Source organism: Anthropogastromicrobium aceti (assembly GCF_020687335.1).
GTDB classification, from domain to species: Bacteria; Bacillota; Clostridia; order Lachnospirales; family Lachnospiraceae; genus Anthropogastromicrobium; species Anthropogastromicrobium aceti.
This window is the reverse complement of record NZ_JAJEQN010000064.1, coordinates 1-12,648: the sequence shown is the minus strand read 5'-3', so window position 1 is coordinate 12,648 and position 12,648 is coordinate 1. Positions and strand designations below refer to the sequence as shown.

At 40.8% G+C, this 12,648-nt stretch carries 10 protein-coding genes; 1 reads left to right on the top strand and 9 read right to left on the bottom strand.

Features of this window, described 5'->3' with window-relative positions:
- The 6 genes from LKD48_RS15590 to LKD48_RS15565 form a co-directional block, all read right to left on the bottom strand.
- On the bottom strand, nt 1-222 hold a 222-nt coding region (locus tag LKD48_RS15590; RefSeq protein ID WP_308732549.1), incomplete at its 3' end, for a beta-galactosidase.
- A 65-nt stretch (nt 223-287) separates the two neighbouring features.
- On the bottom strand, nt 288-2,042 hold the full coding sequence (locus LKD48_RS15585; RefSeq protein WP_308732548.1) for a glycosyl hydrolase 53 family protein: 1,755 nt from the start codon (nt 2,040-2,042) through the stop codon (nt 288-290).
- Between the two features lies 1 nt (nt 2,043).
- Complete coding sequence (locus tag LKD48_RS15580; RefSeq protein WP_308732547.1) at nt 2,044-3,051, bottom strand: LacI family DNA-binding transcriptional regulator; 1,008 nt, start codon at nt 3,049-3,051, stop codon at nt 2,044-2,046.
- Between the two features lie 96 nt (nt 3,052-3,147).
- Nucleotides 3,148-4,695, bottom strand: a complete 1,548-nt coding sequence (locus tag LKD48_RS15575; protein WP_308732546.1) for an ABC transporter substrate-binding protein — start codon at nt 4,693-4,695, stop codon at nt 3,148-3,150.
- 67 nt (nt 4,696-4,762) lie between these two features.
- Nucleotides 4,763-5,686: a carbohydrate ABC transporter permease gene (locus tag LKD48_RS15570; RefSeq protein WP_308732545.1), complete on the bottom strand. Its 924-nt coding sequence runs from the start codon at nt 5,684-5,686 to the stop codon at nt 4,763-4,765.
- Nucleotides 5,687-5,701: 15 nt separating this feature from the next.
- On the bottom strand, nt 5,702-6,649 hold the full coding sequence (locus LKD48_RS15565; RefSeq protein WP_308732544.1) for an ABC transporter permease: 948 nt from the start codon (nt 6,647-6,649) through the stop codon (nt 5,702-5,704).
- A 351-nt stretch (nt 6,650-7,000) separates the two neighbouring features.
- On the opposite strand from LKD48_RS15565, the gene LKD48_RS15560 reads away from it, so the two are divergent.
- Nucleotides 7,001-7,960, top strand: a complete 960-nt coding sequence (locus tag LKD48_RS15560; RefSeq protein WP_308732543.1) for a DUF697 domain-containing protein — start codon at nt 7,001-7,003, stop codon at nt 7,958-7,960.
- 82 nt (nt 7,961-8,042) lie between these two features.
- On the opposite strand, the gene LKD48_RS15555 is transcribed toward LKD48_RS15560, so the two are convergent.
- From LKD48_RS15555 to LKD48_RS15545, 3 genes are all read right to left on the bottom strand, one after another.
- A complete protein-coding gene (locus LKD48_RS15555; RefSeq protein ID WP_308732542.1) occupies nt 8,043-9,503 on the bottom strand; it encodes a Sapep family Mn(2+)-dependent dipeptidase in 1,461 nt (486 codons plus the stop codon).
- 4 nt (nt 9,504-9,507) lie between these two features.
- Nucleotides 9,508-10,503, bottom strand: coding sequence for a uroporphyrinogen decarboxylase family protein (locus LKD48_RS15550; RefSeq protein WP_308732541.1), 996 nt, complete (start codon nt 10,501-10,503; stop codon nt 9,508-9,510).
- A gap of 375 nt (nt 10,504-10,878) precedes the next feature.
- A complete protein-coding gene (locus LKD48_RS15545) occupies nt 10,879-12,309 on the bottom strand; it encodes an RNA-binding domain-containing protein (RefSeq protein WP_308732540.1) in 1,431 nt (476 codons plus the stop codon).
- Nucleotides 12,310-12,648 lie beyond the last annotated feature (339 nt).

Here is a 12,648-nt window from a genome sequence, read left to right as displayed (position 1 = left end):
ATTTCTATTTCCTGTAAAATCGAATTTTCCTTCCTCTTCCTCATGATGAATCCAAATGACATAAACGGATGCAATCGACAGACCGCCTGCTTTCATTTTACGAAGAGATTCCTCCCATAAATCTGCACGATAACGGCTAAAATGAATCTCACCCATCACCGGAAACCACGGCTTTCCATCTTTCGTCAGATATTTATTTGTAAAACCATACGTTGTGTTCATGTTATCTTTCCTCTCTGTCTCCTATTATTCGTCTTTATATACTTTTTTCTATAATTCTATTTTCATCAATCTTCCTTGTACAGCAAAAATCTTCTAACCATACCATAGACTGGAGGTGCACTGATCGTAAGTCCTGCTGTGAGTGTATCTCCTTCTTCAATTGAAAAATTGATTTTGCTTTCTTGCCACTCCTTTGTAGGATGAATCACAGCCTGAAACAGCTCACTGCTTTGAGTGTTAGCGTCCTTTGTTTTTTCTGCAAACAAATGAACCTCTACGCCAGTAGTATCAGTTCCAGAATACTGTGCCTTCAATACATATCGTCCTGGTGCCAGATTTTTCTTTTTCTGGCTGATATGAAATGTAAAGTTTTTTACACCCTCTACACGCACTGCATTGACAGGCGGCGCTGGAAATGGATCTTCAAATTCTGGATACAGCTGTACATTTACTCCATCCTCACTGCTGCCTGTCTCCCACTGCGTCAGGCCATCATCCCAATTTGCATCTGCAAAAAGATTCTTCTCACTCATCAGCTTCTCTACAACCTCAATCTCCTGAACTACAGGTTCCGTCCACTCATCATCAAATCCATCGAATCCATCAATTATGCCCTTTACAAAAATCATGCCGATTTCATCAGCCTTAACTGCCCCTGCATTTTCCCATTTGACCTTGTGACTTTGAATGTTTCCATCTCGGTAAAGCACTTTTACTTCTTCCGGAAGCTGTACATTTTGGTGTACCTGTACTGTAAGCCGCTGCGGTTTGTAAATCTTTGCCGGAAGTTCTGGCTTTGCATCACCTCTTACAAATTCAAAGGAATGAATTGCCTCCATTACCCGTCCGCATTCATCAAGTATTCCCATATTTTCTGCCCATCCGCCTTCATCGCCGCGCGGAATGCACAGTGGCTCCCAATAGTAAATTCCTCTTCCCATTTTATCAGGAAGAGATGCCATGATTGTATTGTCCATATCAAGCACCATACGCTGTCCCAATGGCGATGCCGCAAAGCCTGCAATCTTTTCCTGAGCCTCATCAATAAAGCCATTTTTGCTCTTTCGCCATGCATGTGCAGTCTCAGCAAGAATAATCGGCTTTTTAAAATCCTGTATTAGCTTTTTTGTTGTTTCCTTCAAATCGTTAAATGTGCCATGCCAAAATGGATAATATGATAAACCGATTACATCAAAGTCAGAGAGCCCTGCTTCAAATGCACGATCAAACCAATCTTTTAAGTAAAAATAGCGACCACCCTGATCAAGGTGAATCATTATAAGAAGCTCTTTGCCTCCAATTTCTCTGGCAGCCCTGATTCCGGCATTCACTAAATGCACCATTGATACATAATCTGGCAGTTCTCCATCAGGGAAAAGAAGACCGCTTCGAATCTCATTTCCAATCTGAACCATATCCGGCATTGCACCAGCTTCCTTTAACGCGCACAGCACCTTAATTGTGTACGTATACACAGCTTCTTCAAGTTCTGTCCCATGAAGATTTTCCCATGCCTTTGGCTTTCTCTGCTGACCTGGATCTGCCCACCAGTCTGAGTAATGAAAATCAAGCAGGAAATCAAAGCCCTCCTGTTTGATCTTTTTTGCCATCACAATCGTCCGCTCTAAGCTGCAATATCCACCAGATTCCGGCACATTTTCAGGTGTATGCCATATGCGAAGACGCATTGCATTAACACCATGTTTTTTTGCTAATTTAAGCGGATCGATCAATGTTCCATCCAAATCATATGTCTTCATTCCTTTTTCCATATACTCCTGCAAAAACGAAATATCCATTCCCTTATAATAATCAAGCATATTAAAACGTCCTTCCTGCTGACTTTCGAAGTAATATCTCATAGTCTAGCATCGTTTTTTTGTTGTAAAGTTCTCCCTTTAGGCAGTGAATCATCTGCTTTCCGATCGTAATGCCCTGCTGTCTTGCTAAAATGTTGACCGCCGTAACCGCCGGAGTAAAGCAGTCCAGCGTAGCACCATTGTAAAGGGCAGCAATTCCGATATCAAGTGGGATTCGATACCCTTCTGCCTGAAGCCTTGACATCATTCGGCTGCAAATTACATCATCTCCACATATCACGCACTCTACTTTATTACTCATAACATCATGAATTATAGTATCTAACAGCCCCATCCACTTAAAATTACGAATACACAGCTGCTGTTCCCGTGCAATTCCATAACGGTCAATTGCCTGATAAAAACCATCAATTCGTTCATGATTAACACGATAAGTTGATTCTCCCAAAATCAACGCAAACTTTTTATAACCACAATCAATTAGCATAGATGTCATGCGGCGCGCTGCCTCATTATTATCACTATCAACTTGAATTACATTTTCATCTGCACAGCTTCCTGTCAGCCCAACTGGGATACCTTGCTTTATCAGATATTCCAGTGTCAAATCCTCATCATAGCTTCGCATTAAAATCATTCCATCTACTTTTTGATCCTCTACAAGCTGCTTTGCTCCTGAATAATCTGTCGCTGTTCCTGTTGTGATAATCACATTATAATTTTCTGATGCAGCCGCTTCGCTGATTCCAAGAAGACATTCCTGAAAAAAGGGAATACTAGTCGTATACGCATCTGCCGGGATCACAACGCCAATATTCCCTGTTTTCGCCATTTTTCTCTCTTCCTTCGCCTTCTTTTCTTCATATTGATTAGGCAAATTATCATGTGCTGCAACATAAGCTTGAATACGTTCTATCGTAGCTTTTCCAATTCTTCCTTTTCCTGACAATGCTCTGGATACAGTACTCTTTGATACACCAAGTTCATTTGCAATCTCTTCTATTGTCACTTTTCTGCCTCCTTTCCCGTTTTGTAAATCGTTCAATAAAATAAAGCGGAAAGGGCTGTTAGCTTTGCAGTCCTTTCCGCCTAAATCGCTGTCAGATTACTCTGCCTTTGCTGCGATAAATTCTTCCTTCTGTCTCTCTAACTCATCAAGCACATCCTGAATACCAGCGCTCTCAAGTGCTGCTCTAAACTGCTCAATTGTTGCATCTACATCATCTACAAGACCGTTGACTAACGGATTATAGTAGGTCTCGATATTTGCCTCTACTGCTGCCACCTGAGAAGCTACATTAGTGTTATCAAATGTGAAGCCTTCCAGAACGTGAGCTGGCTTAATGTTTGCTTCCCACTCAGCCTTCATCTCATCATACTTGTCATCCAGTGCAGTTCTATCTTCAATATACTCAGTTCTTGTAAGATCTGCATTGTTCCAACCCCAGTTACAGTTGCTGCTTACGCCATAGCCAGACTCGTCAATTACCTTATACTGATCATCACCAACTGCCTCCCAGTGCTTGCCCTCAATACCAAGCATTGCCAGATCATAAACCTCTGGGTTGGTGTAGAACTCATTAAGAACCATGAGTGCTCTTTCCTTCTTTTTGCTTGCTGCATTGATCGCAACACCGTTGTTGATGTACGGCTGTACCTTCTTTGGCAGATCAGAAACAGGATCAACAAGTGTTACGTTCCAGTCTGGGTTCTCCTTATTTGCCTGCTTTGCGTAGGTCAGGCAGCTTCCTAAGTTCCATACCATAGATGCAGTTCTTCCTGTTAACAGACCAGTCTGTCTTTCATCACTAGAATTTAATACATCAGATGACCATGCACCCATATCTGCTAACTCTTTCATCTGCTTGCAGTAATCAGCAAATCCATCCCAGTCAAGGATATAATACAGATCAGTATCCTCTGGATCTTGTGTATTGTAAAGAACAAGCTCACCTCCCTTTGGAGCACCTCCTAAAGTGGAAAGTCCCTTCTCCTGGAAATACTGATACCATGGTCCTCCCTGGCTTGCATACATGCCATTCTCAGCACAAGCCTTGTAGAATGTCATTAAGCTGTCCCAATCCTTGATCTCATCAATGCCATACTCTTCCATCAAGTCGCCACGAACTGCCAGAACATCCTGTCCAAACTCGTTTGAATAATTTGGGACCATATAAACTTTGCCGTCAATTTTTGCCTGATCCCATGCCATTTCTGGAACAACATCCCAAATGCCAGGTGCATAAGTCTGAATATCTTCCTCTGTAAGCTCAGAAAATCCGCCAAGTGCAACAGTCTGCTCATAGTGACCCCAGCTTGAAGCTGTAAAGATTAAATCAAAATCCTCTCCGCCTGAGAATAACAGAGAATACTTAGTATCATGCTCGCCCCAGGATAAGAAATCAACTGATAAAGTACAGTTTAACTTTTCCTCAAGAATCTCATTGATCTTTCCATATACCTCATCAAAATCTGGTGTTCTATCACCAATCAGGTACATCTTTAATTCCATTGGCTCGGATGTATCTACATCAGATGCCCAGATATTGGTGGACTCTTCCTCTGCTGCTGCCGGAACTGCCATTCCAGCCATCATTCCAACTGCCATAGCTGCGCTTAACAGCTTCGCTGCGTTTCTCTTTGCTCTTCTCATAATAAGCCTCCTTAATTTTGTTTGATTTTATTTGATATTGTTTGGTTTTACTTTTTTATAAACTTCATCATCCCTTTACTGCGCCAATTGTAATACCCTGTACAAAATATCTCTGTACAAGCGGATATGCCAAAACGATTGGTCCTGTAACAACGATAGTCAGTGCCATCTTTAATGTCTGTGTTGGCAGAGATACGGCACTTACAACGTCACTACTGACGTTTCCGTTTGCCAAAAGCTTTTTATAAGCCTCAATTCCGTTTATCTTCTGATATAAGAAATATTGAAGCGGATACATCTCTTCTTTCTTAATATAAAGCATTGCATTGTACCAATCGTTCCAATATGCCAGTGCAATGAAAAGTCCAACTGTCGCTAATGCCGGCTTAATAAGTGGCATTACAATCTGGAATAACGTGCGGTATTCACTGCACCCATCAATCTTTGCTGCATCAATCAAAGACTCTGGAAGAGCCATAATATAACTCTTCATAATGAGCAAATTATAAACAGAGAACATAAGCGGCAATAGCAGTGCCAGATAATTGTCCCTTAATCCGAGAGTGTTGGTCATCAAAATGTAATATGGTACCAAACCACCAGAGAATAATGTTGTAAAGTAGAAGAAGAATGAAAACTTGTTTCTCCACTCAAAATCTTTTCTTGCCAGTGCATATGCAGTCATTGTTTGAAGCAAAAGACCTACAACAGTACCAACAGCAGTCAGACCGATTGTGGTTGCATATGCTCTGAAAACGACTGATGGATCACGAAACACCGTCTTATATGCCTCTAAGGAAAAATCCTGCGGCAGAAGGCTGAAGCCGTTTTTGTTGATCGCTGCCTCCGAGGAAAAGGATCCTGAAACAATCATGATAAATGGAATCAGACACAGGATTGCCACAATACCCGTAAAGGTGTATGCTACAATATTAAGTGAAAGGATATCCTTGCCATGTTTAATCTTGCTGGCTTTTGTTTTTGAACTCATTGTACGCATCCCCCTTTAGAATAATGTGTAATCCTTGTCGTACTTACTTACAAGCCAGTTTACAAGCACGATAGTGATAAAGCAGAGTACCGACTGATATAAACCAATTGCGGCTGACATACCGAAATCCTGACTGCTGATCAATGCACGGAAGGTCAGCGTATCAATAACGTCTGTCTTGTTGTACAAAAGACCATTGTTTCCTACTAAATTGTAGAATAAATCGAAGTTGCCCTTGAAGATACCGCCTACAGAAAGCAAAAGCAGAATGATGGTGGTAGGCATGATCATCGGAATGGTGATCTTGCGGATTCTCTGCCATACGTTTGCACCGTCGATTGCAGCTGCCTCATAAACTGATGTATCAATTCCCATAATTGCTGCCAGATACATAACTGATCCATATCCAATGTTCTTCCATACATTAAAGAATACGAGGATAAATGGCCAATACTCAGGCTTTGTATAGAAGGAAATCTTCTTGCCTCCAGCAGAGGTAATCATACGATTCATAAATCCATAGTCGGAACTAAAAATGTTGAATGCCATAACGCCTACGATAACCCATGAAATGAAATATGGAAGGAACATAAGCGACTGAGTTATCTTGCGGTAATGCTTGTTGTGAATCTCCGTTAAGAAAATTGCGACTGCGATCTGCATGATTGTATTTACAGCAATAAAAACAATATTATACAATACCGTATTTTTTGTTACCAACAGTGCCTGACCAGATTTAAAAAAGAAATCGAAATTTTTAAATCCGTTCCATGCACTTCCCCAAATACCACCAGCATATGTGTACTTCTTAAATGCCAAAACGATACCAGTCATTGGATAATACGCAAAAATCAATGTATAGATTACCGCAGGTGCCAGCATAATCAGAAACTGACGATATCGGTACACTTTTTTGAAGAAGGCCTTAGGACCTCTTGGTTTTTTCACCACTTCATTATTCATTGCTTTCCATCCCTTTCTGTTGCGCACTTTATTGCGCACTTTTTATTTCTTCATTGACGTTTTTACCAATGTTTTATGATGGTTCTATTATACTTTTTAACTTTTCAATCGTCAATTTTCATCATGCATAAGTTATCTAATATATTTCATACTTTTTTCACAATCTTTTAATGTGATATCGCGCAATTTTATTATTTCCATGTTGCGCACGTTTCTTACATTTTTTATTTTCTTAACACTCTTGCACAAAAATTTATTTTTCGATATACTATTTGAACACAGCAGTAAAGCAAACTGCAGCTGTCCGCTTTACATAGTTTTTGAATATCTCTTATTAGAAAGGAGTTTTTCATGAGCCGTAAGAAAAAATATGTATCTGTCATAATCCCCGCTATCTCACTTTTTCTTTTACTGTTTCTCTTTTTGCTCAGCGGTCTAATCTCTCTTGGGCAGCAGCTTAATTCTGTCAGTCCCATTCTTGCCTGGCTGTACGGACTAATTGTTCTTGCCTGTTTGGGTGCAGGTATTATATGGCCTATTGTAAGTGTTTGGAGGCGCCCCATCTTTTCTATGTACATGCTTCGCTACCGTGATGGACGTGCCCGCTTCTACTGGTGCCGCAAGCTTACCGATAATTTAAAGAAAAACACCGAACTTACAAATGAAGAAACTGCGCAGCTTGAGGATTTCTTAAAACAAGGCAATCAGGCCGATGATCTTTTGATTGAATTTTTTACAGAAAAGTTCTCTCCTGTCATAGACAGCGAAATCAAAAGTGCTGCAAAGACAGCTTTTGTTACAACAGCAATCTCTCAGACAGCTTTTTACGATATGTTTTCTATACTTTCTGTCAATCTCCACCTGATTCGCACCATAGTAGAATCCTGCGGCTATCGCCCAAGCGGTGCATCACTCCTTGGACTCTATGTGCGCATCTTAAAAGCAACATTTTTAGCAGGCGGTCTTGAGGAGATGGATCTTGAAGAATTGCTTCCACTTGTGACTGGAAACGCTGCTATGAAGCTTCCTGGCCTTGTCTTTGCCTCTGCTGCACAAGGTACCGTCAATGCATTTATGACAATCCGTGTTGGTATTTTAACAAAAAAATATCTTTTCAGCGCCGACGGACCAATTGAAATGCCGCAGGCACGAAAAGACTCCTATAAGGAAGCAATTGATTTTCTAAAAAAATGTGAATTACATAAAGATGTGATTGCAATTGCTAAAAAAACAGCGCAAGGCGCTAAGGAAGCTGCTGCTGCATCTGTAAAAAAAGTATTTAAAAGTACAAAAACCTCACCGCTTACCTAAAGCGGTGGGATTTTTGTGTTTTTGGCAAGTCAGAAGATCAAAAATCCTTTTGTATCGTATTTCTGACCTTTTGACTCTACTATCATAATTTCACTTTCCTGCAAATCTCAAGGATTCCCTTGATATAAATCACAAGTGCCATCTCAACACGTTTTAACGAGATTGCCTCATCTGGCTGATGATAATCTCCATGTCCTTTTTTGAAAAGTCCCTCTGGAGCTGGCGGCAGCGGCATACCTGTTCCGCATGCAAAGGCTCTTGGAAGCTTTCTTGCATAAGTACCGCCACTCATAACAAATGGCTTCTCATGATTTTTTGTCAAGCGATTGTAGGTGTCCGTCATAATAGTCACTGCTGGATGCTTCGGATCAAACAATGTTGGCTTTGTATTTCTTGTTACACTAAGCGAAAATCCATTTTCATTTGCTTTCTTTTCTGCTATCACTGCAAGATCTTCTTTACAGCCTGCCGGATACTTTGACAAAAAGCCAAATACCAAGTGACCATCCCTAATCCATCCCTGTGTCACAGTCAATATAGTCGGTCCTGAAATTTCATCCTCAAAAAATGCACCAAGCTGTGTTCCATTACCATCTTTATTAATCGAAATAATCCATGACAACACTTTGCAGTCATTCTCTGAGGCGAGTTCATATCGACAAATCGCTTCACATAGAATCGTCAATGCATTGCTTCCGGATTTTGGCGATGCACCGTGAGCTGTTATGCCGCAAGCTGTAAGTTTCCAAGCACGCTTTCCATTTTCTGTCTGCATTTGTTCCACCGTTACAGATGATTTCCTTGATGATATAAGCTCTTTAATACGCGGTGCGTCCATAACAACAGCCTCCGCAATATTAGGAACAGAATACAAACCACAGTCACATGACAAAGAAATCAGCCTTTCACTAACGATGTCATTTGCCGTAAGCTCACCATTGAAACTTCCGCGTTCTCCACAGCATACTGGAAAACCGCTGTCTGGTACAAGAGACAGCTCTGGGCACTGATAATGAGCCACAAAATGATCAATATCAAACATTCCAACCTCTTCGCTCGTACCCATATAAGCATCAAGGCTATACGGAAGCTTGATTTTGTGTTCCTTCATATATAAAAGAACATATAGCGCCATTACTGCTGAGCTTTTATTATCCTGACAACCTCTGGCAATCATATATCCCTGCTCCACAACAGGCTCAAACGGGTCATGCTCCCAGTAGCCTCCTACTGGGACAACATCAAGATGGCTCCAGATTCCAATAGACTTTTCTCCATCTCCATATCGGATTCTACCGACACAAGAGTCAAAATTTTTTGTGTCCAGTCCATACTCCTTGCCAATCTGCAGCATCTCATCTAATACTCTGACACATTCTGGACCATATGGCGGCTTTTTGTCTTCTGGCACGACCGCCACACTTGGGATGCGGCAAATTCTAGTCAGATCCTTAACTAGCTGCGGCATTTTATCAGAAACCCACAATGCAATCTCCTTGTCCTCATCTGTCATCTGTTCTCTTTGCAACTCTCCCAAACTCATCCAATCACCTTCCCGCACGAATACTCTTATCAATCAAAAGTCCCATAAACTCATCAGCAGCCTCTCTTACCCAGCTAAAACGCTCATGGTCAATATCACTAGGTACTGTACAGTCGCCTCCAAGAATTACTCCAACTGTTCCTGTTTCCTCAAGCAAACGTTTTGTTTCATTCTTTACGGCCTGCTTGCTTCCACTATAAAGAACGCCCATCTTGCGGTTGTCAAATCCTCCTAACACACAACGTCCACCAAAATAATTCTTGCCATCTTTCAAGCTCAAATCTTCAACATAAACTGCCCAATTGACAGTTCTTGCTGGATAGTCTTTCCATACTTCAATTCGATTTTTATCTCCTGCCCAGCCACAACAATGCAAAATGTTGTTGTCACTTAATGTATTAGCATACTCTAAAACAGCTAACTCAGCCGGCGTTACGATTTTCTTGTACTCCTCTGCCGTAAAACGAAACTCCTCTGCATTTTGAACACAATAATAAATACCAGTGCATCCTGCTTCTTCAATCACACCTTTAATCAGAGATCGAATATCTTCTCCAATTACCTCAAATGCATGACATACTGCTTCTGGATTTGCCTTTAAATGGCTCATAAGAAGCTCCTCGCTTGTACCAAAGCGCATCAAAGACATTGGACAAAATACATTATAAAATACGCAGCACTCATCCTTTACCGCTTCAACTACACCTTTTACGCGAGCAATCTGCTTACGGATATATGGATGATCTGCTCCCATCGGTTTTAAGTTAAACCAGTCTTCTGGGTTCTTAATCTGAGCAATTCCCGGATTTGGATAATTAAAATATCCATCACACATAACTTTAATCAGATCAAAATCTGCCTCACGGTACAATCTCAAATGCTCATCAATCGTCTCCTGTCCAAAATCATCGTCTGGTGAAAAATGATACCAAAATGCGATTGGAACACGATCCACCGGTTCATTGTGAAATGCATGAAGTACACGTTCTTTCTTTGTCATTCTTCTTCCCTTTCTGGCCTTTTTGCCCCTTAACTTTTTTTATTTGAAACAATTATAACAAAGCACTTCTTCCATTTCCATCCATTTTCCGTTTGTTTCTGTGCAAAATCGCTTATTATTCTTGTTTTTGCCAGTTTATTTTGTTCAAAAGGGCAGTGTTTCTGATGTAAAAATGGAATAGACCCCCAGACTGATTGGCAAAATGCCTTCCTTAATCAAGCGTATAAAAAGCCCACATAACCGATTCATTCTACCGGCTATGTAGGCTTCTCTTTTCTTTATGCTATTGTGTCCTTTTTTCTTTGGTGCAGTCAGTTCAAAGCTCAAATCCAATAACTTCTTGTCGTGTCATTCATCCCATAAATCCTATGTCATTTACTTCTTATCTGTTAGTATCCATTTTCCTTTTCGATTAGACCCCTCACGGATGATCTTGCCTTCCTGCTGCATTTTTGCCATAGTACGTTTCACCGTTGCCGCTGAAACAGCAAGTATTTCTCCAAGTGATTTATAGGTAAGCTCAGGAGATTTACGAATCACTTCTTCTAATCGAGTTTCGAGGTCAACTTTGGGGTCAACGAGGTCATGATTGAGGTCATTGAGGTCACGATTGAGATCATTGACCACATTCTGACCTCGATAAAGATTGATTCGGAACGCAACTTCCATGTCGATAAATTCCGGCTCACGCAAACCATATTCCTTCATCGCTTGCATAAGTTTCGGAATACCACTGCCCCAGGCTTCAACAAGATTCATATATGCAAAAGCATTGGCGAGCGACCGATTCCTGATTTTTGAAAATCCCTCTTTCATCAGATCAATCGTAACACCAGGAAGCAGACCACCCGGAGATGTAATTTCCAGTCGATCATCATAAATTGCCACCTGAATGTTTGAAGCCTGAATGTAACTGCAATTCATAATCGCATTTACTATCAACTCACGGATACTATCCGGTGGTAGTTCATAAATATCCTGACGATACACACCTTCCAACCGGCAGCCCATACGGATGTTTCGCAGAACAAATTTTACCGCTTCGTCTACTTGTTCCCAAAGTGGTCCTTCGTAATTCCGGCGATCCAAAAATACTGCACGGGTTGTTCCTTTGAACACACCACATTGTATCATGGAACGTAAGCCGCCTTGCCCTGTCAGATAAACATACGCATTGGTTGGATAGACATTTCCATCTTCACTTCTTTTCAAAATGCCCCAACTGATCAAAACATTTTTTGTCACATCTTTTACGGCTGCTCTCTGAAGATCAGACTTGCTGTTTGCAATAGCAACCTTCTTCATTTGCCTACAAAGCGTATCTATATCTTCATCTGTCACCTTCAAGTCTCTGCGAATCACAGAATCAAAAGCGTGTCCCTCGCATTCATAGTACAATTCTCTAGACATCTCACGATCAGCTGGACGAGTAGTGCCAGACACACGAATATACACACCATTTTCCAAACCATCCGCTTTAATATAATATGGTTTCTGTCGTCCAGCTCTAATTTCGGCAACAATTACTGTTTTTCCATTTATGTTCTGCAAATACACATCTGGGATAATTGTTGGCTCACAGCTATCTGAAATCGCATTGGTAATTGCGTCGATTTCCAGAAAAACAACATCTTCCGAAATTCCAACTACTTCTCTGGTTTTATCATCAATGCCAAATACAATCCGCCCGCCTTTGCCATTTGCAAAAGCAACAACAGTTTTCATGTATTTGATACTCTTATCCGGGCGTTGCACCTTGAACTCTACGTTCTTGGATTCCCCTGCAAGAATTTCCTCTATGGTCATATTGCCACCTCCCATATTTAGTTTGCCCGTATCTCTCTAAAGTAACACATAGGCATTATCCTTATAATATTTTACCACAGGCTATCCCCTTTGAACAGAGAACCGTTATATTCAAAAAGAGAACAACCTGTGAAATTTTAACTATTCAACAGGGTTCATACAAAATCTTACAAAAGATCATTAAGCAAATTCATACACTTAATCTTTTGCTGGAGATTCACACTTCCATAAAAAAAGAAGCCACGATCTGTTTCTCCGAGTAATGATATGCTACCCTCATATAGGACAATGAAATATAAAAGTCCTATATGGGGGTATTTTCATGTTCAGAAAGAGTAA